Consider the following 23,271-nt stretch of genomic DNA (forward strand, 5'->3'; position numbering starts at 1 on the left):
CCAGTCAAGCACGATCAGGGCCGGGGGAATCATGAACGAATACGCAGCGCGATGCACGCCGCCTGACACTTCATCGAACAGGCGCCCACCCGCGCGGACGGAACCCGCGATGCCGCCGGGCTTCGGCGCGCGTCGTCTCCCTCCCGATTCCTGACAGACGGCGCGCGCAACCGCGCCGGGAACACCGCTTTCTCACCGACATCCTGTGCATCGACGCACACGCGTATCGGGCCGCTCGCGCCCGGCGTGGCGACGCACGTCGCGCACTCGACGGACCGACATAACAATTCGAACGAGGGACGCAGCATGGCCATCCATGTGCCTGTGACACGCCGGACGTTTCTGAAGCTCGCCGGCAGCGGCGCCGTCGTTGCCGTTTCGGTTACGCATTTGCCGGCACTCGTACTCGCCGCAGGCGAGACGCAGGCCGATGCGGACGGCCCGAACTGGGCGCCGGTGCCCGGAAAGGCGCGCTGGCGCATCGACGGCATGCCGAAGGTAATGGGCCAGAAGATCTACGCGCGCGACTTCAAGTCCCGCGACTTCGTCGGCTGGCCGCAGCAGGAAAACTGGCTTTATGCACTGCGCTGCGACCGGGTCGACGCCGTGTACCAGGGCTACGATCTCGGCGTGCTGCCGCACGAACTGCGGCCGATCGCCATCGTCGATAACGCATTGCTGAGCGCGCGCAGGATCAAGCTTGCACCGGGACCCGATCCGATCGCGAACCAGGACATCTACTGGCTCGCGCGAGTGGGTTACCCGGCGGACTGCTACGGGCAACCGGCCGCGCTGTTGATCTTCGAGAACTTCGACATCTATCGTCGCGCAAGGAAGTTGCTCGATTTCAATCGCAGCGTGATCCGGTACGGCGCGCCGGTCGGCACCGGTCAGGCCGCACCGGTCGTGCCGTATTCGCCCGTGACCGTCTACGTGCGCGACGACGCGCGGCGGTTCAGCTACGTCGACAACTACCAGACCGACGGCAACGGCAAGCCGACGGCGAAGTACCTGGAGGAACGTGAGGCGGCGGTCGCCAACATCGATGCAACGATCGCCAGCCACGCGGCCGCCGGCACGTGGATCGGCATTCGGGCGACGGGCGACGACGGGTTCGAGACGCCGGCGATGGACCCGATGTTCATGGAGCCCGAAGCGGGACTCGCATGGTACGACGCGTCCGCGTCGAAGATCAGCCTCGTGCTCGGCACGCAGTCGGCGAACGACGATGCGAATGGTGCGTGTGCGCTGTTCGACGGCAGCGCCGTCGCGGTCAAGGAGGCCCAGGTCATCGCGTGCTACCCGGGCGGTGGCTTCGGCGGACGCGACAAATCCTACTTCCCGCTGTATCTGGCCCTGGCGGCACCGTTTGCGAAGGGCGCGCTGCGTTGGCAGCAGTCGCGCTACGAGCAATTCCAGGTTGGCCTGAAACGCTGCGAAACACAGTTTTCCGAATCGCTGTGGTTCGGCCGCCGCGGCAAGCTCGAAGCGATCACCTGCGATTTCCTGATGAACGGCGGCGGGAAGAAGAACCTGTCGCCGTACGTCGCGCAGCTTGCCGCGTTGAGCGCGATGAGCTGCTACGAGATTCCGCGGGCACGCGCGCAGGCCGCGTCGACCTACACGCGGGAAGTCTTCGGCGGTTCGCAGCGAGGCTTCGGCGGGCCGCAGGCGTTCATGGCGATCGAGACGTTGATGGACGAGGCCGCACGCCGGCTGGGGATGTCGCCGTTCGAGATCCGGCGCGCCAATCTGCTCGGCAAGGCGCCCGAGCTCGGCAAGGGCCGCGCGATCACGGGCGCGCCGATCCTGTTCGACCTGCAGCTGGACGCGCTGCTCGACCGGCTCGAACGTCATCCGTTATGGCTCGAGCGTGAGCAGATTCGTGCCGAGCGCAGCGCGCGCGGCCTCCGCTACGGCGTCGGCCTCGCGATGGCGAACGAAGCATTCGGCACCTCCGGCGACGGGATGTTCGGGATGGTGCAGATCCTGCCCGACGGCAACCTGCGCGTGGTCACGCCGTACACCGACATGGGCAACGGCGCGGCCACGACGCTCGGTCTCGCGCCGGCCGAGTTTCTCGGGCAAAACGCGCAAACGATTGCGATGAGCGAGATCGGGCCGTTCAACGCGCTCGGGTTGAAGCGTTCGAGCAGTCCGCCCGACGACAGCAAGTACGTCTGCTACACCTACGGTTCGTCGAGCGCCTGTCTCGGCGCATTCCATCAGTACCACGCGGTCAAGGGCGCCGCGCAGGCGCTGTTTCTGCAGAGCGTGCTGCCGGCTGCGCGCGCGTGGTGGGGCATACCCGTGCGTGCGGAGGACGTGCGCTGGACCGATCGCGCACTCGCCGCAAACGGCCTCGCACCGATTCCGTGGGCGGCGCTGCTCGGCACGATCAGGAAGATCGGACTCCAGACGATCGCGGCCGTGCATGCGAGTTATGCCGGGTATTTCTGGAAGGGAACCTATCCGTTCGCGTCCGGCAATGCGCAGATCGACTACGACTACGTGGCGGTCGGCCTCGATCCGTATCACCTGACGCCGTTGAAGCGCGTGCTGCAGCCGCCGCCGGTCAATACGACGCTTTACGGGCGCACGACCTACGCGCCGTCGGCGACGCTCGTCGCGGTGTCCGTCGATTCGGCGACCGGACGCGTGAAGGTCGAACGCGTGGTGACGGCGGTGAGCGTTGGCCGGCAGTTGTCGCCGGAGCTCGTGGAAGGGCAGTCGCAGGGCGCGGTCGCGATGGGTATCGGCAACGTGCTGACCGAAACCTGTCCGCTGGGGCCGGACGGGCCGGGCGGCGGCCGATGGAATCTGGATCGCTACGAGGTCACGCGGCTGCCGGACATCCCCGTGCAGGAGCTGATCGCATTACCGCCGCCCGGCGGCGATCCCGCGAATGCACGCGGCATCGCGGAAGCGGTGATGTGTCCGATCGCGCCGGCGCTGCTCAATGCGCTCGCGATGGCGACGGGGCGGCGGTTCCGTGTGACGCCCGTGACGCCGGAGAAGATTCGGGAGGCACTGCAATGAGCAATCCGGTCCGAATGATCGTCAACGGCAAGCCCGTCGAAGCAGACGCGGCCGACGCGGACATGAACCTCATCGACTTCCTGCACGAGCGGCAGGACCTGACGGGCACCAAGCTGTGCTGCGGCATCGGCGTGTGCCGCGCGTGCACGGTCGGCGTGCGCAATGCGCCCGATGCGCCGATGGAAAAGACGCTGTCGTGCTCGACGCCGGTCAGCGCGATGGCGGACATGCACGTGTACACGATCGAGGGGCTCGCGCAGGGCGGCGCGCTGTCGCCGCTGCAGCAGAGTTTTCTCGAGTCGTTCGCGTTCCAGTGCGGTTACTGCGTGTCGGGTTTCCTGATGGCCGCGACCGCGATGCTCGATCATCTGCGCGCGCAGCCGGTGCACGAGCGCGATCTGGACGCGATGATCGAAACCTGGGTGGGCGGCAACATCTGTCGTTGCACCGGTTACGTGAAGTACATCGAGGCCATTCGCAAGGTGGCGATACGCTACACGAAGGGGGCGGCATGACGATGAGAACCTGCGTCGTCGCGCTGGCGACGATGCTGGCCGCACAGGTCGCGCCGCTCGCGCTCGCGGCGGCAAGCGGCGATACGTCGCTGCACGAGTATGCGCAGCAGTGCACCGACGAAATCGGCGAGATTCCCGCGTTCGACTGCAATGACGGCACCGATGTGCCGATCACCGTCAACGGCCGCGCGCCCGCGCGCTACGCGGCGCACATGACGTGCGATCGTCCGGCGCTGTTGCCCTACGACGCGCCGACATCCGGACAGTGCACGCCGTATTCGAAGATCCTCGACCTGTCGCGCGGCGTCACGCAGATCTCGGCGTTTTGCCGCCGCAAGCAGATCCGCGCGAACCGGAGCCCGTATTACGACGAAGTCGACATCGTGCTGCATCATGCGGGCAACGGCAAGACCTGCTGGTTTCATGCGGAGAAGGGCGGCACCGAGGGCATGAACGCAGCGCGCGTGCCGCCGCCGAACGAGACGACGCCGCCGCCCGGCCACCCGTCCGCGGCGGAGTTCTGGTGGAAGCCGGCCGCGACCGCGACGAAGCGCTGCGTGTCGTGTCACGACGCGAGCCCGGTCATGTACAGCCCGTGGATCGGCCAGGTCTGGAACAAGGTGCCGACCGACCCGTGGGGCAAGTACGTGAACCTCGGCGCCGACTTCGCGTCATGGACGTCACACGCGATCAGCACGCCGGGCAATACCTGCATCGGCTGTCACCGGATCGGCGATCAGAATAGCTGCAAAATCTACGTGCCGCTGGCCGCCGGTTTGCTGCCGCCGCCGAAGGGAAGCAACGCGCGTGCGAGCCGGTATCCGATGACGCACTGGATGCCGATCGACAACAACAAGAGCCTGTATGAATGGAATGCGGCGAACGCGAAGTCGGTGAGCGACCTGCTCGAATGCTGTTCGGCGCGGGGCAAGAACGATCCGAAGTGCAGTTTCACGCCGGCGGCGCAGGCGGCCAAATAGGTCGCGCGCGGGTTGCGCGCCGGTTCCGATCGCCGGCACGTCCGGGCCGAGCGCCTGGCGTGCCGGCGGTATCGCGCAACGAGACCGGTTACCACAGCCGATCTCGTTGCGCGTATTTCAGAAATGCACGACGGTCCGGATGGACTTGCCTTCGTGCATCAGGTCGAACGCTTCGTTGATGCCGGTGAGCGGCTTCGTGTGCGTGACGAACGGTGCCAGCTGGATCGTGCCGGCCATCGCTTCCTCGACCATGCCCGGCAGTTCGGAGCGGCCCTTCACGCCGCCGAATGCCGTACCGAGCCAGCGGCGACCGGTGACGAGCTGGAACGGGCGCGTGGAGATTTCCTGGCCGGCGCCCGCGACGCCGATGATGACGGACTGGCCCCAGCCGCGGTGCGCGCATTCGAGCGCGGCGCGCATCACGTTGACGTTGCCGATGCATTCGAAGCTGTGGTCGACGCCCCAGCCGGTCATGTCGACGATCACCTGCTGGATCGGCTTTTCGTGGTCCTTCGGATTGACGCAGTCGGTTGCGCCGAACACGCGTGCGAGGTCGAACTTGCCGGGGTTGGTGTCGATCGCGATGATGCGGCCGGCCTTCGCGAGCTTGGCGCCCTGAATCACCGCGAGGCCGATGCCGCCGAGACCGAATACGGCCACCGTATCGCCTTCCTGCACCTTCGCGGTGTTCTTCACCGCGCCGAGGCCGGTCGTGACGCCGCAGCCCAGCAGGCAGACCTGCTCCGGGTTCGCGTCCGGGTTGATCTTCGCGAGCGAGACTTCGGCGACGACGGTGTATTCGCTGAACGTCGAGCAGCCCATGTAGTGATAGATCGGCTGGCCGTTGTAGCTGAAGCGCGTGGTGCCGTCGGGCATCACGCCCTTGCCCTGGGTGGCGCGCACCGACACGCACAGATTGGTCTTGCCGCTCTTGCAGAACAGGCACTCGCCGCATTCGGCGGTGTACAGCGGAATGACGTGGTCGCCGGGTTTCACGCTCGTCACGCCTTCGCCGACTTCCACCACGATGCCGGCGCCTTCATGGCCCAGCACGGCGGGAAAGATGCCTTCCGGATCGTCCCCCGACAACGTGAAGGCATCGGTGTGACAGACGCCGGTATGGGTGATCTTGATGAGCACTTCGCCCTTGCGGGGCGGTTCGACGTCGATTTCGACGATCTGGAGCGGCTTACCCGCCTCGAACGCAACTGCGGCACGTGATTTCATGGCAATCCTGTAAAAAAAGAATCATCGAATGGCTCGGACGTCGACGAACCTGCACCGGTCAGCGCAAGTAGGACCGGACGAGGGTCACGATATCGTCGATCGATCCGGACGAGGGCCGCGGGGCGTCCGCGAGCTGGGTGAATTCCTCGCGCAAATGGCTTTCGAGCACGCCGGCCATCACGCCGTTGATCGCGCCGCGGATGGCAGCCAGTTGCTGAAGTATCGGGCCACAGTCCGCCCCCTCCTCGAGCGCTTGCTCGAGCGCGTTCAGTTGCCCGCGAACACGGCGCACGCGGGTCAGGACGCGTTTCTTTTCTTCGGGGGAATGGGGCATGGGATCGGTGGGTTCCGGATACTGGGGGGCAGTATAGAGCAATGCGGCGCGGAGGTATACGGGATCGCTGCCGGGCAGGCGCCGCGCGCGCCTGCCCGGCACACCGTCAGATCAGCAGCGTGAGCGTGCGGAACAGTGCAAGATCCTCGTTGCGCGCCGACCGCGCATGCCGCCGGATCACCTGCAGCAGGCAGTCGATGAAGCAGCGCGCGGCGTCGCTCAGCGTGCTGCTGCGGCGCGTGACGATGCCGAGTTCGCTCGGCTCGAAGGTCTCCCTGAGCGACAGCACGCGCATCCGCTCACCGAACGGCGGCACCGCCGCGAGGATCGTCGGGCACCACGTACACATGCCGGCCTGCTCGAGCATCGTCTGCAGCATCGCGACCGATTGCGCGCGCACGATGCGCCGTTCGTCGATCCGTGCGCCGTGCCGCGTGAACAGATAGTCGACGAGCGCGGCCTGGCCGTCGGCCGACGAATTCAGCACCCAGTCGCATTCGAGCAGGTCGTGCACCGACTTCGCGCGTTCGAGCGGATGCCCGGCGCGCACCATCACCGACGTCTCGTAGCGCAGCAGCGGCTCGAACGCGAATTCCTGCGCGCCGCCGCCGGCCTGCACGTGACCCAGCGCGAAATCCATGCTGCCGTCGCGCAGCAGCGGTTGTGCGACGGCCATCAGCGCTTCGTAGAGTTCGAGGCGCACGTCGGGCATCCGCTCGCGAAACCGCAGCACGGTTTCCGCGAGGAATGTCATCGTCAGCCACGGCGTGACGCCGACGCTCAGCCGCCCCTCGACGCGCCCGCGCATTCGTTCGAGATCGCTTTGCGCGTGCTCGAGCTGCTTGAGCACGAGCTTCGCGTGCGTGAGCAAGGTTTTCCCGTATTCCGTGAAGCCGATGCCTTCCGGCGCGCGCACCAGCAGCGGCAGGCGCTCGCTGGCCTCCAGCTCGCGCAGCGCGCGGGTGACGGCCGCCTGCGACAGCCCGAGCGTGCGCGCCGCGCCGCGGATGCTCCCGGCCTCCGCGCTCGCGACGAGCGCCTGCAGCTGATGCAGCTTGATCGTGCTCATGGTGCGATACCCGACAACGAAAGGTTGTCATCATAACGAAACTGCGGCTGTTCGCCGGTTTTTTCGCTGCCTACGATTTCGCCACGATCCGCCATCCCGGCGATCGACAGCCGACACGCATCCAGGAGTAACGGGGTTGGATCGAGCACGCATTCCGCCTGAAATGGCGGTCATCGAGACGGAAATGATCGCGTTGCGCCACCGGCTGCATGCGCATCCGGAGCTCGGGTTCGAGGAACACGCGACGAGCGAACTCGTCGCCGATTGCCTGACAACATGGGGTTATCGCGTCACGCGCGGGCTCGGCGGCACGGGGGTGGTCGGCACGCTCACGCGCGGCATGGGGAAGCGGCTCGGGCTGCGCGCGGACATGGATGCGCTGCCGATCCGCGAGACGACCGGGCTGCCGCATGCGAGCCGGCGCGACGGCGTGATGCATGCGTGCGGCCACGACGGCCATACCGCGATGCTGCTCGCGGCCGCCCGCTGCATCGCGGAGCGCGGACGTTTCAGCGGCACGCTGAACCTGATTTTCCAGCCGGCGGAGGAAGGGCTCGGCGGCGCGAAGCGGATGATCGACGACGGGCTGTTCACGCAGTTTCCGTGCGATGCCGTGTTTGCGATGCACAACGTGCCGGGGCTACCGGCGGGCGTGCTCGGCTTCTGCGACGGCGCGGCGATGGCGTCGGCCGACGAGGTGCGTGTGCGCGTGACCGGGCAAGGTGGCCATGGCGCGGCGCCGCACACGACGATCGATCCGGTGGTGGTCTGCGCATCGATCGTGATGGCGTTGCAGACGGTCGTGTCGCGCAACGTGAATCCGCAGGAACTGGCGATCGTCACGACCGGCTCGATTCATGCAGGCACCGCATCGAACGTGATTCCGCCGCATGCGGATCTGGAACTGAGCGTGCGGGCGCTGTCGCCGGACGTGCGCGCGCTGCTCGAACGGCGCATTCGCGCGATCGTGCACGGGCAAGCCGACAGCTACGGCGCGACGGCCGAGATCGACTATCGCCACGGCTATCCTGTGCTCGTCAATCACGCGGCGGAAACCGCGTTCGCCCGCGACGTCGCGCGCGAATGGGGCGGCGACGATGCGCTGATTCCGCACCTGCGTCCGATCGCGGCGAGCGAGGACTTCGCGTTCATGCTCGACGTCTGCCCGGGCAGCTACCTGTCGATCGGCAACGGCGACGGCGCGGCCGGCTGCGGGCTGCACAACCCCGGCTACGACTTCAACGATGCGTGTCTCGCGACGGGCGCGAGTTACTGGATCGCGCTCGCCGAGCGCTACCTCGCGTGAGGCGGCCGGGCCGATTCGATTTACCTTCAACGATGGAAACAAGGAGACTGGCAATGAAACAGTGGATGGCGGCGCTTGCGGTGGCGCTGACGGCAACGACGGTGGCAGGCGTCGCGCATGCCGGCGACTGGACGGGCAAGGAGATCCGCCTCGCGGTCGATCCCACGTATCCGCCGCTCGAATACAAGCAGCCCGACGGCACGCTGACCGGCTTCGGGATCGACATCACGAACGCGTTGTGCGCGGAGCTGCATGCGCGCTGCGTGTGGGTCGAGTCGAGTTTCGACGGGATGATTCCGGGGCTGCTCGCGCGCAAGTTCGACGTGATCGCGTCGTCGATGACGATCACGCCGAAGCGGATGCAGCAGATCGCGTTCACCAACCGGATCTCGAATGCGCCGGCGCGGCTGATCGCGCGCAAGGGTTCGCCGCTGCTGCCGACGGCTGCGTCGCTGAAGGGCAAGCGGGTCGGCGTCGAGCAGGGTTCCGCGCAGGCCGACTATGCGATCGCGAACTGGCAGCCGGCGGGCGTGCAGATCGAGTCGTACCAGAACCAGGATCAGGTCTATGCCGATCTCGTGACCGGGCGGCTCGACGCGGCGTTCCAGGCGTCGATCGCGGCGAGCGACGGCTTCCTGAAGAAGCCGCAGGGCAAGGATTTCATGTTCGTCGGCGCGGCGATCGACGACGCGAAGTATTTCGGGCAGGGCGATGGCCTCGGGCTGCGCAAGCAGGACACCGACCTGCGCGATGCATTCAACCGCGCGCTGGCGGCGATCCTCGCGAACGGCACGTATCAGCGGATCAACCGCAAGTACTTCGACTTCGACATCTACGGCACGAAGTAAGCCGCGCCGACCCGTATCGAGCGGGTAGCGACCATCATACCAATAAGGAAAACGAATGAACTGGAGATTGTTTTTCGTCGCGATGCCGGCACTTTGTGCTGCGCCGGCCTTCGCGCAGAGCAGCGTCACACTGTACGGGCTGATCGACGCGGGCATCGACTACACGAACAACGTCGGTGGCCACGGCGCATGGCAGATGGCGAGCGGCTTCGCGCAGGGCAGCCGCTGGGGTCTCAAAGGGTCCGAGGATCTGGGCGGCGGCTACAGCGCGCTGTTCCAGATCGAGAACGGCTTCAACGTGAACAACGGCACGCTCGCGCAGGGCGGCCGCATGTTCGGGCGGCAGGCTTACGTCGGGCTCGGCAGCGCGCGCTTCGGCACGCTGACGCTCGGCCGGCAATATGACTCGGTCGTCGACTATCTCGCGCCGACGACCGCGAATGGCAACTGGGGTGTCTATCCGTTCTCGCATCCGCTCGACAACGACAATACCGGCAATACGTTTCGCGTGAACAACACGGTCAAGTACGCGAGCCCGGATTTTGCCGGCTTCTCGTTCGGCGGCACGTACAGCTTCAGCAACGACACCGGATTCGCGAACAACCGGCAGTGGAGCGTCGGCGCGCAGTACGAGCAGGGCGGCCTGCTCGTCGGCGCGGCGTTCCTGAATGCGGACAACCCGGGCGCGACGGCCGGCGGCGCGATCGCGGGCTCGGGGTCGGTCGGCGCGGATGCGAACTTCGCGTCGGCGCGGCTGCGGATCTTCGGGGCGGGCGTCAACTACACGGCAGGGCCCGCGACGGTCGGGTTTGCCTATACGAACAGCAACGTCACGCGGCCGACCGCGAACGTCGGCTACCTGTTCGGCGACGAGACGATCGAACCGGTGACGGGGCCGCTCGCGGGCGGGACGGTCACGGCGATCAAGTATCAGAACTTCGAAGTGAACGGTAAATACCAGTTCACGCCGGCGTTCTTCGTGGGCGGGCAGTATGTGTATACGACCGTGCGCTACGACGCGACCACGGGCAGCGCGAAACCGAAGATCCATTCGATCGGGCTGATGGCGGACTACAACCTGTCGAAGCGCACTGACGTCTATCTGATGGGCGCATACCAGCGGGTTGCCGGTGACGCGACCGGCTCGTCGCTCGACCAGGCATATGTCCCGGGGGCGGCCGATCTGTCGTCGACGTCGAAGCAGTTGATGGTGCATGCGGGGATTCGGCACAAGTTCTGACCGGATCGGGATCGAAAGCGGGACGGCCGGCCATTCATGCAGAGCCGCGAATGCGTGAACGGCCGGCCGGTGCGCGACGTCGACGCGGCGCGCTCCGTGAGTCAACCCCGCGCCACCCCCGTCGATTCCCGCACGACGCGCTCCGGCGCCCCGATCGTATGCACCGCCGCAGCCGGCTCGACCCCGTCGATCATGTTGAGCGTCAGCGCGATCGCCCGCGCGGCGATCTGTGACGTCGGAAACCGCACTGGCCGGGCGGGCAACGCTGCACGAGCGTCGCGCAGCCGCCGACGCCGACGCAAAGAACGCGTGCGCTGCCTGCTATCCGCGAATGCCGACCCGATACCGGGTCGTCTGGCGATAGGTCTGGCCCGGATGAAGGATGGTTTCGTCGCGCAACGCGTCCATGTTGACCTGGTTCGGATAGAACCCGGCTTCGACGCACAGCGCCGCATGCCGCACGCACGGGATGCCGCCGCCCACACGCACGCCATCCAGATAGTTGCCCGTATAGAGCTGCAGCCCGCGCTGATCCGTCGACACGGTGAGCTCCCGACCGCTTTCCGGATCGTAGATCGATGCGACGGGCCGCACGCCGCGCGTAGGGTCGCGCAGCACGTAACAGTGGTCGAAGCCGCGCCCGCGCGCGAGCTGCGCATGCGGCCAGTCGAGGCGGGCGCCGATCGGCGCGCTCTGCCGGAAATCGAACGCGGTGCCGGTCACGTCGGCCGTGCCGGTCGGGATCAGCGCGTCGTCGACTTCGACGAACGCGTCGGCGTCGACCTGCAGCAGGTGGCCGCGCACGTCGCTGCCCGTGCGTCCGCTGAGGTTGAAGTAGCTGTGATTCGTGAGGTTCAGCGGGGTCGGCGCATCGGTTCGTGCCGAATAGTCGATCGTCAGCGTGCCGTCGTCGTCGAGCACGTAGCGCACCTGCACGCTCACGTTGCCGGGGAATCCCGCATCGCCTTCCGGTGAATCGAGCCGCAGCGTCAGCTCGCCGCGGTCGTCGATCACGTCCCAGCGCGCGCGATGAAAGCCGCTTGCGCCGCCGTGCAGCAGATTGCCGTTCTCGTTGCGGTCGAGCGTGTAATCGATGCCGTCGAGCGTGAAGCGCGCGTCCGCGATCCGGTTGGCCCAGCGGCCGACCGTCGCGCCGAGGTACGCACCCGATTCGAGGTACTCGGCCGGCGTGTCGTGCGCCAGCACGATATCGGCGAAGCGCCCGGTGCGGTCGGGGGCGAGCCACGACACGACGGTCGCGCCGAGATCGCTGACGACGACGCGCATGCCGTGCGCGTTGCGCAGCGTGTAGCGCCGCACCGGGTCGCCGCCGGGCAGAGTGCCCCACGGTTCGGACGGAATGCGGCCGACGTCGGATGCCGGGCGGGGGGAGTCGGTGTCGATATGCATGTGTGGGTTCGCTCGTGAGCGGTGAATTCAGTGAGCCGATGCCGCGCGTTCCTGATACTCGCGCGGCGTGCAGCCGAGTTCGCGGCGGAACACCGCGTACATGTATTGCAGCGACGTGAAGCCGCAGCGGATCGCGACTTCCGCGCTCGACGCATTGCGGCTCGCGAGCAGCGCCTGCGCAGCCTCGATCTTGTGACGCAGGATTTCCTGGTGCACGGTGCGCTGCAGTTCGCGCCGGAAGTGCTCTTCGAGCAGCGAGCGCGACACGCCGACATAGTCGGCGACCTGTTCGGTCTTGATCCCCTGGCACGCGTACTGCCGGATGAAATGCCGGGCGCGCATCACGTGCGGGCTCGCGAGCGGCTGGTGGCGCGTCGATTCGAGCACGTTGATGCCGACCGGCGGCACGAGGATGCGCTGCCCGGGAAACCTTGCGCCGCGCAGCATCCGGTGCAGCAGGTGCGCGGCGGTGCGGCCCATTTCCTCGGTGCCCTGGATCACCGACGACAGCGGAATGCGCGTCAGCGTGCGCGTGAGCGGATCGTTGTCGATGCCGATGATCGCGACCTGTTCCGGCACCGCGATGCCGGCGAGCAGGCACGCCTGCAGCAGATGCCGCGCGCGCGCATCCGTGACCGCGATCACGCCGACGGGCTTCGGCAGCGCATGCAGCCAGCCGATCAGCTGCTCGATCGCGTGATTCCAGCCCGATGCGCTCGTCGACACGCCGCGGTAGATCGGCGCGTCGAGCCCGTCCGCGCGCGCGAGCCGGTCGAACGCGAGCTCACGCTGCTGCGCCCAGCGGTTCTCCTGCGCGACCGGCAGGCTGTACATCGCGAAATGCGCGAGCCCCGCGCCGATCAGGTGCGTATAGGCGAGCGACACGAGTTTCGGGTTGTCCGTCGCAATATATGGGACGCCGTCCGGGTACTGCGCTGGATCCTCGTACGACGAGCCGACCGCGACGATCGGTAGCGGCGAGCCGGCGAGCGCGTCGGCGACGGCCGGATCGTCGAAGTCCGCGATGATGCCGTCGCCGTCGAAGCGTTCGATGCCGGCGAGCCGGCAGCGGAAGTCGTCTTCGAGGAACAGGTCCCACACGACGCGCGTCGTGTGCAGGTATTGGCCGATGCCGCTGATGATCTCGCGGTCGTAGACCTTGTTCGCGTTGAACAACAGCGCGATGCGGTGCGGCGTCTGGGCGGAAGAGGCACGGGTCATGTCGGTCTCAGGGTGGGCGCCGCTCGGGCGTCTCGCCATTGTCTCCGGGGCGCGCGGGCGGTGCCGCGCGGTTCTCTGGTGTCCGGCGATTGTAGGACGGAACGCACCCCGCGCGCAGCGGCTGGCAAGAAACGTTAAGCGTGCTGCGCAATTTCGCAATTGCCGGCCGGCAGTCGCGCGGGCACGATCCAGCCAACCGGATTCGGCCGCGTGCGTCATCGCGATGCGCGTTGCGTTGCAACAAGACCCAGCACGGAGACACCATGTCGTATTTCGAACACATTCCCGCCATTCGCTACGAAGGTCCGCAGTCGGACAACCCGCTGGCGTACCACTATTACGACCCCGAGAAACGTGTGCTCGGCAAGACGCTCGCCGAGCATCTGCGGATCGCGGTCTGCTACTGGCACACGTTCGTATGGCCGGGGCACGACATCTTCGGGCAGGGCGCGTTCCGGCGGCCGTGGCAGCAGCCGGGCGACGCGCTCGAACGTGCGCGAATGAAGGCCGATGCGGCATTCGAGTTCTTCACGAAGCTCGGCACGCCTTTCTACACGTTCCACGACACCGACGTCGCGCCGGAAGGCGGCAGCCTGCGCGAGTACGCGGCCAATTTCGCACGGATGGTCGACTATCTCGGCGAGCGCCAGCAGGCGAGCGGCGTGCGGCTGCTGTGGGGCACGGCGAACCTGTTCTCGCACCCGCGCTTCGCGGCGGGCGCCGCGACGAATCCGAACCCCGACGTGTTCGCGTGGGCCGCGACGCAGGTGTGTCACGCGCTCGACGCGACACACCGGCTCGGCGGCGAGAACTACGTGTTGTGGGGCGGCCGCGAAGGGTACGAGACGCTGCTCAATACCGACCTGAAGCGCGAGCGCGATCAGTTCGCGCGTTTCCTGTCGATGGTCGTCGAGCACAAGCACCGGATCGGCTTCAAGGGTGCGCTGCTGATCGAGCCGAAACCGCAGGAGCCGACCAAGCATCAGTACGACTACGACGTCGCGACCGTGCACGGCTTCCTCGTGCAGTACGGACTGCAGAACGAGATTCGCGTCAACATCGAGGCAAACCATGCGACGCTCGCCGGTCACTCGTTCCATCACGAGATCGCGAACGCGTTCGCACTCGGCGTGTTCGGCAGCGTCGACGCGAACCGCGGCGATCCGCAGAACGGTTGGGACACCGACCAGTTCCCGAACAGCGTCGAGGAACTGACGCTCGCGTTCTACGAGATCCTGCGCCACGGCGGCTTCACGACCGGCGGGATGAACTTCGACGCGAAGGTGCGGCGCCAGAGCATCGATCCGGAAGACCTGTTCTACGGCCACGTCGGCGCGATCGACGTGCTCGCGCTCGCGCTCGAACGTGCGGCCGTGCTGGTCGAGAACGACCGGCTCGATGCGTTGCGCCGGCAGCGCTACGCGCAGTGGGACGACGCGTTCGGCCGCAAGATACTGTCGGGCGGCTATACGCTGCAGTCGCTCGCGGACGACGCGCTCGCGCGCGGCGTGGACCCGCGGCATGTGAGCGGCGCGCAGGAGCGGCTCGAGAACATCGTGAACCAGGCGATCTACGGGCTGCGCTGACGCCATGTATATCGGACTCGATCTCGGCACGTCGGGCGTGAAGGCGGTGCTGCTCGACCGCGACGGTGTGGTGCGGGCGAGCGCGAGCCGGCCGCTGACGGTGAGCCGCCCGCGGCCGCGCTGGTCCGAACAGGTGCCGCGCGACTGGTGGGACGCCGCGTGCGGCGCGCTGGCCGCGGTTGTCGATGAGGCACGCGCGGCCGACATCGATCCGCGCGACATCGACGCGCTGGGACTGACCGGGCAGATGCACGGCGCGACGCTGCTCGATGCGCACCGCGACGTGCTGCGCCCCGCGATCCTGTGGAACGACGGCCGTGCGGACGCGGAGTGCGCGGAACTCGAGCGGCTCGTACCCGCGCTGCGCGCGGTGACGGGCAACGTCGCGATGCCGGGCTTCACCGCGCCGAAACTGCTGTGGGTGCGTCGCCACGAGCCCGACGTGTTCGCGCGCATCGCACACGTGCTGCTGCCGAAGGATTACCTGCGCTACCGGCTGACCGGCGCGTTCGCGACCGATCCGTCGGATGCCGCCGGCACGCTCTGGCTCGACGTCGCGAAGCGCGACTACGACGATACGCTGCTCGCCGCGTGCGAGCTGTCGCGCGCGCAGATGCCGGCCGTGTTCGAGGGCAACCGCGTGACCGGCACGCTGCTGCCGGCCGTCGCGCGCGCGCTCGGGCTGCGCGAGATTCCGGTGGTGGCCGGCGGCGGCGACAACGCGGCCGGCGCGGTGGGCGTCGGGGTCGTGCGGCCCGGCGACGCGTTGCTGTCGCTCGGCACGTCGGGCGTTTATTTCGCGGTGTCGGACGGGTTTCGCGCGAATCCCGAATCGGCGGTGCACAGCTTCTGCCACGCACTGCCCGATACCTGGCATCTGATGTCGGTGATGCTGAACGCGGCCGGCTGCATCGACTTCACCGCGCAACTGGCCGGTTACGACGGCGTTGCCGCACTCCTCGCCGATGCCGAGGCGAACGCACGCGCCAGCCGCCCGTGGTTCCTGCCTTACCTGAGCGGCGAGCGCACCCCGCACAACGACGTGAATGCGAAGGGCGTGTTTTACGGGCTCACGCCCGACACGCAGCGCGCGGATCTCGCGAACGCAACGCTCGAAGGCGTCGGCTTCGCGTTGCTCGACGGCATCGACGCGCTGCATGCGGCCGGACTGGCGCCCGAGGGTATCACGGTGATCGGCGGCGGCTCGCGCAGCGCGTACTGGACGCAGATGCTCGCCGACCTGAGCGGTCGCGCGCTGACGCTGCGCGCGGGCGGCGAGGTCGGCCCGGCGCTCGGTGCCGCACGGCTCGCGCGTCTCGCGCTCGAACCGGATGCGTCGCTCGACGACGTGTGTCCGCAGCCGCCGATCGTCGCGGTGCGCGAGCCCGATCCCGCGCGACACGCGTGGTATCGCGATGCGCGGCGGCCGACGTTTCGCGCGCTTTACCGCGCGCTCGAGCCGGTGTTTGCGACGGGCGCGTGACCGGCGCTTCGCCGACGCGATCCCGTGCTTTGCAGTGACTCGATGAGGGCGGCGCATTTCCGCGGCCGCCCGGTGTTCGTGAGTTGTCCAATAACAAGGAGTGGAGACATGAAATCCGTGACGCGTCGTACCGTATTGAGTTCCCTTGCCGGCGCGGCAGCGCTGGCGCTCTTCGCGCTCGGCGCGCCGCTCGCGCATGCGAGCAAGGACAAGCCCGAGATCGGCTTCTGCATCGACGACCTGCGCGTCGAGCGCTGGTCGCGCGATCGCGACTATTTCGTCGCGGCCGCGACGAAGCTCGGCGCGAAGGTGTCGGTGCAGTCGGCCGATGCGAGCGAGGAGCGGCAGATTTCGCAGATCGAGAACCTGATCTCGCGCGGCGTCGACGTGATCGTGATCGTGCCGTTCAATTCGAAGACGCTCGGCAACGTCGTCGCCGAAGCGAGGAAGGCCGGCATCAAGGTTGTGTCGTACGACCGTCTGATCCTCGATGCGGACGTCGACGCGTACATCTCGTTCGACAACGAGAAGGTCGGCGAACTGCAGGCCAAGGGCGTGTTCGATGCAAAACCGAAGGGCAACTATTTCCTGCTCGGCGGCGCGCCGACCGACAACAACGCGAAGATGCTGCGCGAGGGCCAGTTGAAGGTGCTGAAGCCGGCGATCGATCGCGGCGACATCAAGGTCGTCGGCCAGCAGTGGGTGCCCGAATGGAGCGCATCGACCGCGCTGCGCATCGTCGAGGATGCGCTCACCGCAAACAACAACCGGATCGACGCGATCGTCGCGTCGAATGACGGCACCGCGGGCGGCGCGATCCAGGCGCTCGCCGCGCAGCACCTGGCCGGCAAGGTGCCGGTGTCCGGGCAGGACGCGGACCTCGCGGCGGTCAAGCGCGTGATCGCCGGCACGCAGACGATGACCGTCTACAAGCCGCTGAAGCTGATCGCGAGCGAAGCCGCGAAGCTCGCGGTCGATCTCGCGAAGGGCACGAAGCCCGCGTTCAACGCGCAGTACGACAACGGGAAGAAGAAGGTCGACACGGTGCTGCTGCAGCCCACGCTGCTGACCAAGCGCAACGTCGACGTCGTCGTGAAGGACGGCTTCTATACCCAGGCCCAGCTCGCGAGCCAGTAACGGCACGACGGGCAGGATGCATGCGGCCGGCTAGGTGCGGCCGGCCAGGTGTGGCCGGCCGCATGCTCACTGCGAGGCAATGAACGTATGACCGAACCCTTGCTGACGATGCGCGGCATCGTCAAGGCATTCGATGGCGTGAAGGCGCTCGACGGAATCGATCTGACCGTGCGCCCCGGCGAGTGCGTCGGGCTGTGCGGCGAGAACGGCGCCGGCAAGTCGACGTTGATGAAGGTCCTGTCGGGCGTCTACCCGCACGGCACGTGGGATGGCGAGATCCGCTGGGAAGGCGCGCCGCTCGTCGCGTCCGGCGTGCGCGATACCGAGCGTGCGGGCATCGTGATCATCCACCAGGAACTGATGCTCGTGCCCGAGCTGTCGGTCGCGGAGAACATTTTCCTCGGCAACGAGATCACGCTGCCCGGCGGGCGCATGCACTACGCGGAGATGGTGCGGCGTTCCGAGGAACTGCTGCGCGAGCTGCGTATCGACGCGATCAACGTCGCGCAGCCGGTGATGAACTACGGCGGCGGCCATCAGCAGCTGATCGAGATCGCGAAGGCGCTGAACAAGCGCGCGAAGCTGCTGATCCTCGACGAGCCGTCGTCGTCGCTGAGTGCGGCCGAGACGCGCATCCTGCTCGACATCGTGCGCGACCTGAAGCGCCGCGGCGTCGCATGCGTGTACATCTCGCACAAGCTCGATGAAGTCGACGCGGTGTGCGACACCGTGACCGTGATCCGCGACGGCCGCCACGTGGCGACCGAGCCGATGCGCGGGATGACGACCGACCGGATCATCGCGATGATGGTCGGCCGTGAGATCCGCAACCTGTATCCGCGCGAGCCGCACGAGATCGGCGACGTCGTGCTGGAAGCGCGCAACGTCACCTGTCACGACGTGGCGAACCCGCGCCGCAAGCGCGTCGACGACGTGTCGTTCAGCGTGCGGCGCGGCGAGATTCTCGGCGTCGCCGGGCTCGTCGGCGCGGGCCGCACCGAGCTGATGCAGGCGATCTTCGGCGCGTATCCGGGCGCGAGCGCGGCGACGGTGCGGATGAACGGTCGGCCGCTCGCGATCCGTTCGCCGGCCGATGCGATTCGCGCGGGCATCGCGATGGTGCCGGAGGACCGCAAGCGTCACGGGATCGTGCCGCAGCTCGGCGTCGGCCACAACATCACGTTGTCGGTGCTGCGCCGGTTCGCCGCCCACGGGCGGATCGACGCGGCCGCCGAACTCGACGCGATCCGCACCGAGATGCAGCGGCTGTCGGTGCGTGCCGCGCATCCGTTCCTGCCGATCGCGAGCCTGTCCGGCGGCAACCAGCAGAAGGCGGTGCTCGCCAGGATGCTGCTGGCCGACCCGCAGGTGCTGATCCTCGACGAGCCGACCCGCGGTGTCGACGTGGGCGCCAAGGCCGAGATCTACCGGCTGATCTTCGCGCTCGCGCAACGCGGCGTCGCGCTGATCGTCGTGTCGTCGGAGTTGCCGGAAGTGCTCGGGCTCGCCGATCGCGTGCTCGTGATCGGCGAAGGCGAGCTGCGCGGCGATTTCGTCAACGACGGTCTCACGCAGGAACAGATACTCGGCGCCGCGCTGAAGCCCGCGCGGCAGCCGGCCGAACCCATTGCAGCGAGTGCCACATGAATAGCGAACTTTCCTCCTCTTCCGCCGTGCCGCCGGACGCCGACGCGCGCCGCACGCATCGCCATCCACTTCGACAGATCTTCGTGCGCTACAAGGTGCTTGCACTGCTGTTCGCGGTCGCGGCGATCTGGGTGTTTTTCTCGGTGCTGACCGACGGCGCGTTCGTCACGCCGCGCAACGTGTCGAACCTGCTGCGGCAGATGTCGATCACCGGGATGCTCGCATGCGGGATGGTGTTCGTGATCATCGCGGGCGAGATCGACCTGTCGGTCGGCTCGCTGCTCGGGCTGCTCGGCGGCATTGCGGCGATCCTCGACGTCAATCGCCACTGGCCCGTGGCCGCGACGGTGCCGGCCGTGCTCGCGCTCGGCGTGCTGGTCGGATTGTTCAACGGCTGGTGGTCGACCTACCGGCGCGTGCCGTCGTTCATCGTCGGGCTGGGCGGGATGCTCGCGTTCCGCGGCATCCTGCTCGGCGTGACGGGCGGCTCGACGATCGCGCCGGTGTCCGACGGCTTCGTGTTCCTCGGGCAGGGCTATCTGCCGCGCGCGGCCGGCGACGGCCTCGCGGTGCTGCTGTTCGCGCTCGTCGCGCTGCTGGTCATCCGGCAGCGCGGCACGCGGCACCGCTATCGGCTCGCGGTCGCGCCGCTGTGGCAGGACGTCGCGAAACTCGTCGGCGCCGGCGCGGTGCTGTTCGCGTTCGTCGCGACGCTCGACCGCTACGGCGGCATCCCGGTACCCGTGCTGCTGCTGCTCGCGCTGCTCGGCGCGTTCTCGTGGATCGCGACGCAGACCGTGTTCGGCCGGCGCATTTATGCGGTGGGTTCGAACCTGGAGGCGACGCGGCTATCGGGCGTCGACACCGATCGTGTGAAGCTCGCGATCTTCGCGCTGATGGGGCTGATGTGCGCGTTCGCGGGCATCGTCAACACCGCGCGGCTCGCGGCCGGCTCGCCGTCGGCCGGCACGATGGGCGAGCTCGACGCGATCGCCGCATGCTTCATCGGCGGCACGTCGATGCGCGGCGGGTCGGGCACCGTCTATGGCGCGCTGATCGGTGCGCTCGTGATGGCGAGCCTCGACAACGGAATGTCGATGCTCGATGTCGACGCGTACTGGCAGATGATCGTCAAGGGCGCGGTGCTGGTGCTGGCGGTGTGGATCGACGTCGTGTCGCGTTCGAACCGGCGGTGAGGCTGTCTTCGTGGAGGCGCTTGCCGCTTAGCGCAGCGGCGCGCCCCACGCCGCCGTTACGTTGCCGCCGAGCCGCCATTCGCTGAACGGGCGGCGCGGTGCAATGATCGCCGGCAGGCGGCGATCGCCGAAGCGCGCGTAGTACGGTTCGACCCACGCGAGCTCGTCGCGCAGCGTCCACGGGAACAGGTCCTGGCGGATCGGCGTGATTTTCGTGAAGCTCGCGGGATCGTCCACCGCGTCGATCACGAGATTCGCGAGACGGCCGATCGCGCCATCGTTTTCCCGATAGAGATCGATATGGCGCCGTTGCACGAGTTCGGCCGCGAACACGAGCGGCAGCAGCGCGAACGTGTGGTAGTGCAGCGCGCGGTTGCCGCGTTTCACTTCGCGCGCGAGCGCACCGTCGGGGCCGATGTCGCGAATGCCCTCGCGCACTCTCAGCAGCCCCGAATCGACGAGGTTTGCGTTGTTCGTCACGGTGCCGATCGCGATCAGGTCGAGCCCGGCCCAGTACACGAGATTGTTGTGCAGATGGTTGATCGCCTCCGAATCGCGGGTGGCGATCGCGATCCGTTCGAGCCACGGGCCGATTGCATCGAGCCGCGCGCGGTTCGCGTCGCGCACGTCGCGCGGCATGCGCAGGATCACCATCGCGAAGTCGGTGCCGGCCCACGAACGCTCGTAATAGCCCTGATAACCGGAGATCGGCCCCATCAGCGCGTCGGCTTGCGCCCAGCTTTCGAGCAGCATCACCGCGCACGACCAGTCGCCGTTGTCAGCCGACACATTGAGCCGCGCGATGAAATCGCGCATCGGCTTCACCGCGCGCGCATAGCCGGCTGCATCGTCGTAGTAGCCGGGGGGATCGATGCGCGTGACGGGGGCGGGCGGGTCGCACGCGCGCGCAGGCGACACGGCGCACGACAGTGCGGCGGCAGCCAGCAGCATGGCGAACAGCGGGCGTTTCGTCGGATGGCGCATGCGAGCCTCGTCGATGACGGTGAAAGGGCACGCAGGCCGTGGCGGGCCGAGCGGCGAGCCCCGCCCGCTTACGCGACGGACGTGCCGCACGCAGTCTAGCGTCGAGGTCTTTCATCCGCCTTTCTCGATGAACGGCTGTTGCTCGACATCCGCCTTGATGAAATCGACGAAGGCCCGCAGCGGAGCCGGCACGAAACGCCGCCCCGGATAGTACAGATACGGGCCGGAAAACGGCCGCCACCAGCCATCGAGCACGGGCTCGAGCGCGCCGCTCGCGAGATGCGGACGAAGCCAGTCTTCGTAAAGATGCACGATGCCGAGCCCCGCGCAGGCGGCATCCACGACGAGATCGACGGCGCCGCCGATCTGCACGACGAGCGGCCCGGACGGCTCCACGCGGACCACTTCGCCGGCGCGCTCGTATTCCCACGCCGGCATCGCGCCGCTCGCGAACCTGCCGCGCAGGCAAGCATGATCGAGCAGTTCGCGCGGATGGGCGGGACGGCCGCGACGGTCGAGGTAGGCGGGCGCCGCGGCGGTGGCGAAGCGTTGCGAACGCGGGCCGATGGGCACGGCGATCATGTCCTGTTCGAGGCGCTCGTCGTAACGGATGCCCGCGTCGCAGCCGGCCGCGAGGATATCGACGAAGCTTTCGTCCGCCACGATCTCGAGCCGGATCTCCGGATACGCGTCGAGAAAGCGCGGGACGATCGACGGCAGCACGAGCCGCGCCGCGCTCGTCGGTACGTTGAGCTTCAGCGTGCCGACCGGCCGCTCCCGAAACGTATTGACGACGTCGAGCGCCGCCTCCACCTCGCCCAGCGCCGGCGCGAGCCGCGCGAGCAGGCGCTCGCCGGCTTCGGTCGGCGCCACGCTGCGCGTCGTGCGGTGCAGCAGCCGCACGCCGAGTTGCGCCTCCAGCCGGCGCACCGCTTCGCTCAGGCCGGACGCGCTCGCACCAGTCGTGCGCGCACCTTCACGAAAGCCTTTCGCGCGCGCCACCGCCACGAACGCGTTCAGATCGCCCAGATCGACTTGCATTGTTCGCCCTTTCGTACAGGTCGTGCGGATTATGACCGGTTATCGCGCAGCGCGTCGCGGCGTAACCTGCGGCTCATTCATTCGCCACAGGAGCACAATCATGTCCCCCGTCGTCCAGTCCGGCACGTTTTCCATCGCGGGCCGCCGCGTTCACCGCATCGGGTATGGCGCGATGCAGCTCGCCGGTCCCGGCGTGTTCGGCCCGCCCCGGGACCGCGATGCGGCGCTTGCCGTTCTCCGCGAAGCCGTTGCATCGGGCGTCGACCACATCGACACGAGCGACTTCTACGGCCCGCACGTGACGAACCGGCTGATTCGCGAAGCGTTGCATCCGTATCGCGACGATCTGCTCATCGTGACCAAGATCGGCGCGAGGCGCGGCGAAGACGGTTCGTGGCTGCCGGCATTCTCGGCCGAAGCGCTCGCCGCCGCCGTGCAGGACAACCTGCGCAACCTCGGTCTCGACGTGCTCGACGTGGTCAATCTGCGGATCATGTTCGACACGCACGGCCCGGCCGAGGGCTCGATCGAGGCGCCGCTGTCCGCACTGGCCGAACTGCAGCGGCAAGGCTTCGTGCGGCACATCGGGCTGAGCAACGTCACGGCCGCGCAGGTCGCGGAAGGGCGCCGGATCTGCGACATCGTCTGCGTGCAGAACCACTACAACCTCGCGCACCGGGACGACGACGATCTCGTCGATGCGCTTGCCCGCGACGGCATCGCCTACGTACCGTACTTTCCGCTCGGCGGCTTCAATCCGTTGCAGTCGTCCGCGCTCGACACCGTTGCCGCGCGGCTCGGCGCGACGCCGATGCAGACCGCGCTCGCGTGGCTGCTGCGCCGCGCGCCGAACATCCTGCTGATTCCGGGAACGTCGTCGGTCGCGCATCTGCGCGAGAATCTCGCCGCCGGCGCGCTGGCGTTGCCGGAGGATGCCGTGCGCGAACTCGACGGCGTCGCGTCCGCCCGCGGTTGAACCCGGTGCGGCCGTCGCGGGGCGGGTGGCCG

General features: G+C 67.7%; 19 protein-coding genes and 1 pseudogene. 12 read left to right on the forward strand and 8 right to left on the reverse strand.

Features of this window, described 5'->3' with window-relative positions:
* Nucleotides 1-390 precede the first annotated feature (390 nt).
* Genes HWX22_RS19500 through HWX22_RS19510 form a run of 3 tightly spaced genes read left to right on the forward strand, consistent with a single transcriptional unit; the run spans nucleotide 391 to nucleotide 4,534 of the window.
* A complete protein-coding gene (locus HWX22_RS19500; protein ID WP_244135249.1) occupies nucleotides 391-3,039 on the forward strand; it encodes a molybdopterin cofactor-binding domain-containing protein in 2,649 nt (882 codons plus the stop codon).
* Nucleotides 3,036-3,554 carry a (2Fe-2S)-binding protein gene (locus HWX22_RS19505; protein ID WP_059690487.1) on the forward strand — a complete coding sequence of 173 codons (519 nt, stop codon included), beginning with the start codon at nucleotides 3,036-3,038 and terminating at the stop codon, nucleotides 3,552-3,554. The genes HWX22_RS19500 and HWX22_RS19505 overlap by 4 nt, the downstream gene beginning before the upstream one ends.
* Nucleotides 3,551-4,534, forward strand: a complete 984-nt coding sequence (locus HWX22_RS19510; protein ID WP_175910399.1) for a hypothetical protein — start codon at nucleotides 3,551-3,553, stop codon at nucleotides 4,532-4,534. The genes HWX22_RS19505 and HWX22_RS19510 overlap by 4 nt, the downstream gene beginning before the upstream one ends.
* Nucleotides 4,535-4,651: 117 nt before the next feature.
* Here the strand turns inward: HWX22_RS19510 and HWX22_RS19515 are convergent, their stop codons facing one another.
* The 3 genes from HWX22_RS19515 to HWX22_RS19525 all read right to left on the reverse strand — a co-directional run bounded on the left by HWX22_RS19515 (nucleotide 4,652) and on the right by HWX22_RS19525 (nucleotide 7,164).
* Nucleotides 4,652-5,761, reverse strand: coding sequence for an S-(hydroxymethyl)glutathione dehydrogenase/class III alcohol dehydrogenase (locus HWX22_RS19515; RefSeq protein WP_059536073.1), 1,110 nt, complete (start codon nucleotides 5,759-5,761; stop codon nucleotides 4,652-4,654).
* Between the two features lie 58 nt (nucleotides 5,762-5,819).
* Complete coding sequence (gene frmR, locus HWX22_RS19520; protein WP_006753040.1) at nucleotides 5,820-6,095, reverse strand: formaldehyde-responsive transcriptional repressor FrmR; 276 nt, start codon at nucleotides 6,093-6,095, stop codon at nucleotides 5,820-5,822.
* 106 nt (nucleotides 6,096-6,201) lie between these two features.
* Nucleotides 6,202-7,164, reverse strand: coding sequence for a LysR substrate-binding domain-containing protein (locus tag HWX22_RS19525; RefSeq protein WP_059820053.1), 963 nt, complete (start codon nucleotides 7,162-7,164; stop codon nucleotides 6,202-6,204).
* 136 nt (nucleotides 7,165-7,300) lie between these two features.
* On the opposite strand from HWX22_RS19525, the gene HWX22_RS19530 reads away from it, so the two are divergent.
* From HWX22_RS19530 to HWX22_RS19540, 3 genes are read left to right on the forward strand one after another with little or no spacing between them, the layout of a single operon-like run.
* The gene (locus HWX22_RS19530) at nucleotides 7,301-8,470 is read left to right on the forward strand and encodes a M20 aminoacylase family protein (RefSeq protein ID WP_175910400.1); all 1,170 of its coding nucleotides are present in this window, start codon (nucleotides 7,301-7,303) and stop codon (nucleotides 8,468-8,470) included.
* A 53-nt stretch (nucleotides 8,471-8,523) separates the two neighbouring features.
* Nucleotides 8,524-9,318, forward strand: a complete 795-nt coding sequence (locus HWX22_RS19535; protein WP_059536085.1) for an ABC transporter substrate-binding protein — start codon at nucleotides 8,524-8,526, stop codon at nucleotides 9,316-9,318.
* Between the two features lie 55 nt (nucleotides 9,319-9,373).
* On the forward strand, nucleotides 9,374-10,558 hold the full coding sequence (locus HWX22_RS19540) for a porin (RefSeq protein WP_175910401.1): 1,185 nt from the start codon (nucleotides 9,374-9,376) through the stop codon (nucleotides 10,556-10,558).
* A gap of 101 nt (nucleotides 10,559-10,659) precedes the next feature.
* Here HWX22_RS19540 and HWX22_RS32015 read toward each other — a convergent pair.
* The 3 genes and pseudogenes from HWX22_RS32015 to HWX22_RS19550 form a co-directional block, all read right to left on the reverse strand.
* Nucleotides 10,660-10,806: pseudogene (locus HWX22_RS32015) on the reverse strand (LacI family transcriptional regulator); the annotation flags it as partial.
* A gap of 73 nt (nucleotides 10,807-10,879) precedes the next feature.
* Nucleotides 10,880-11,968 carry an aldose epimerase family protein gene (locus tag HWX22_RS19545; protein WP_175910402.1) on the reverse strand — a complete coding sequence of 363 codons (1,089 nt, stop codon included), beginning with the start codon at nucleotides 11,966-11,968 and terminating at the stop codon, nucleotides 10,880-10,882.
* 27 nt (nucleotides 11,969-11,995) lie between these two features.
* Nucleotides 11,996-13,189, reverse strand: coding sequence for a DNA-binding transcriptional regulator (locus tag HWX22_RS19550; protein ID WP_175910404.1), 1,194 nt, complete (start codon nucleotides 13,187-13,189; stop codon nucleotides 11,996-11,998).
* 263 nt (nucleotides 13,190-13,452) lie between these two features.
* Here HWX22_RS19550 and xylA point away from each other — a divergent pair, with 263 nt between their 5' ends.
* From xylA to HWX22_RS19575, 5 genes are all read left to right on the forward strand, one after another.
* Nucleotides 13,453-14,775 (forward strand): xylose isomerase, encoded by a 1,323-nt coding sequence (gene xylA, locus HWX22_RS19555; RefSeq protein ID WP_175910406.1) that lies wholly within the window; start codon nucleotides 13,453-13,455, stop codon nucleotides 14,773-14,775.
* Nucleotides 14,776-14,779: 4 nt separating this feature from the next.
* The gene (gene xylB, locus HWX22_RS19560) at nucleotides 14,780-16,258 is read left to right on the forward strand and encodes a xylulokinase (RefSeq protein WP_175910408.1); all 1,479 of its coding nucleotides are present in this window, start codon (nucleotides 14,780-14,782) and stop codon (nucleotides 16,256-16,258) included.
* 108 nt (nucleotides 16,259-16,366) lie between these two features.
* A complete protein-coding gene (xylF, locus tag HWX22_RS19565) occupies nucleotides 16,367-17,395 on the forward strand; it encodes a D-xylose ABC transporter substrate-binding protein (protein WP_059536104.1) in 1,029 nt (342 codons plus the stop codon).
* A gap of 87 nt (nucleotides 17,396-17,482) precedes the next feature.
* Nucleotides 17,483-19,042 (forward strand): D-xylose ABC transporter ATP-binding protein, encoded by a 1,560-nt coding sequence (gene xylG / locus HWX22_RS19570; protein WP_175910410.1) that lies wholly within the window; start codon nucleotides 17,483-17,485, stop codon nucleotides 19,040-19,042.
* Nucleotides 19,039-20,238, forward strand: a complete 1,200-nt coding sequence (locus HWX22_RS19575) for a sugar ABC transporter permease (RefSeq protein WP_175910411.1) — start codon at nucleotides 19,039-19,041, stop codon at nucleotides 20,236-20,238. The genes xylG and HWX22_RS19575 overlap by 4 nt, the downstream gene beginning before the upstream one ends.
* A gap of 27 nt (nucleotides 20,239-20,265) precedes the next feature.
* On the opposite strand, the gene HWX22_RS19580 is transcribed toward HWX22_RS19575, so the two are convergent.
* Together HWX22_RS19580 and HWX22_RS19585 are read right to left on the reverse strand one after the other, a co-directional pair.
* Nucleotides 20,266-21,222: a mannuronate-specific alginate lyase gene (locus tag HWX22_RS19580; protein WP_175910413.1), complete on the reverse strand. Its 957-nt coding sequence runs from the start codon at nucleotides 21,220-21,222 to the stop codon at nucleotides 20,266-20,268.
* 111 nt (nucleotides 21,223-21,333) lie between these two features.
* Entirely contained in the window at nucleotides 21,334-22,263 is a 930-nt protein-coding gene (locus HWX22_RS19585) for a LysR family transcriptional regulator (RefSeq protein WP_175910415.1), read from the reverse strand.
* 100 nt (nucleotides 22,264-22,363) lie between these two features.
* On the opposite strand from HWX22_RS19585, the gene HWX22_RS19590 reads away from it, so the two are divergent.
* Nucleotides 22,364-23,239 (forward strand): aldo/keto reductase family oxidoreductase, encoded by an 876-nt coding sequence (locus HWX22_RS19590; protein ID WP_059820061.1) that lies wholly within the window; start codon nucleotides 22,364-22,366, stop codon nucleotides 23,237-23,239.
* Nucleotides 23,240-23,271: the final 32 nt, after the last annotated feature.

The organism is Burkholderia sp. BCC1638, from assembly GCF_902833195.1.
GTDB lineage: Bacteria > Pseudomonadota > Gammaproteobacteria > Burkholderiales > Burkholderiaceae > Burkholderia > Burkholderia diffusa.

Excerpts from the sequence above, each read along its gene's own strand:
- HWX22_RS19505 (WP_059690487.1), top strand. The coding sequence starts at position 3,036 with ATGAGCAATCCGGTCCGAATGATCGTCAACGGCAAGCCCGTCGAAGCA.
- HWX22_RS19510 (WP_175910399.1), top strand. The coding sequence starts at position 3,551 with ATGACGATGAGAACCTGCGTCGTCGCGCTGGCGACGATGCTGGCCGCA.
- HWX22_RS19515 (WP_059536073.1), bottom strand. The coding sequence starts at position 5,761 with ATGAAATCACGTGCCGCAGTTGCGTTCGAGGCGGGTAAGCCGCTCCAG.
- frmR (WP_006753040.1), bottom strand. The coding sequence starts at position 6,095 with ATGCCCCATTCCCCCGAAGAAAAGAAACGCGTCCTGACCCGCGTGCGC.
- HWX22_RS19525 (WP_059820053.1), bottom strand. The coding sequence starts at position 7,164 with ATGAGCACGATCAAGCTGCATCAGCTGCAGGCGCTCGTCGCGAGCGCG.
- HWX22_RS19535 (WP_059536085.1), top strand. The coding sequence starts at position 8,524 with ATGAAACAGTGGATGGCGGCGCTTGCGGTGGCGCTGACGGCAACGACG.
- HWX22_RS19540 (WP_175910401.1), top strand. The coding sequence starts at position 9,374 with ATGAACTGGAGATTGTTTTTCGTCGCGATGCCGGCACTTTGTGCTGCG.
- HWX22_RS19545 (WP_175910402.1), bottom strand. The coding sequence starts at position 11,968 with ATGCATATCGACACCGACTCCCCCCGCCCGGCATCCGACGTCGGCCGC.
- HWX22_RS19550 (WP_175910404.1), bottom strand. The coding sequence starts at position 13,189 with ATGACCCGTGCCTCTTCCGCCCAGACGCCGCACCGCATCGCGCTGTTG.
- xylA (WP_175910406.1), top strand. The coding sequence starts at position 13,453 with ATGTCGTATTTCGAACACATTCCCGCCATTCGCTACGAAGGTCCGCAG.
- xylB (WP_175910408.1), top strand. The coding sequence starts at position 14,780 with ATGTATATCGGACTCGATCTCGGCACGTCGGGCGTGAAGGCGGTGCTG.
- xylF (WP_059536104.1), top strand. The coding sequence starts at position 16,367 with ATGAAATCCGTGACGCGTCGTACCGTATTGAGTTCCCTTGCCGGCGCG.
- xylG (WP_175910410.1), top strand. The coding sequence starts at position 17,483 with ATGACCGAACCCTTGCTGACGATGCGCGGCATCGTCAAGGCATTCGAT.
- HWX22_RS19575 (WP_175910411.1), top strand. The coding sequence starts at position 19,039 with ATGAATAGCGAACTTTCCTCCTCTTCCGCCGTGCCGCCGGACGCCGAC.
- HWX22_RS19580 (WP_175910413.1), bottom strand. The coding sequence starts at position 21,222 with ATGCGCCATCCGACGAAACGCCCGCTGTTCGCCATGCTGCTGGCTGCC.
- HWX22_RS19585 (WP_175910415.1), bottom strand. The coding sequence starts at position 22,263 with ATGCAAGTCGATCTGGGCGATCTGAACGCGTTCGTGGCGGTGGCGCGC.
- HWX22_RS19590 (WP_059820061.1), top strand. The coding sequence starts at position 22,364 with ATGTCCCCCGTCGTCCAGTCCGGCACGTTTTCCATCGCGGGCCGCCGC.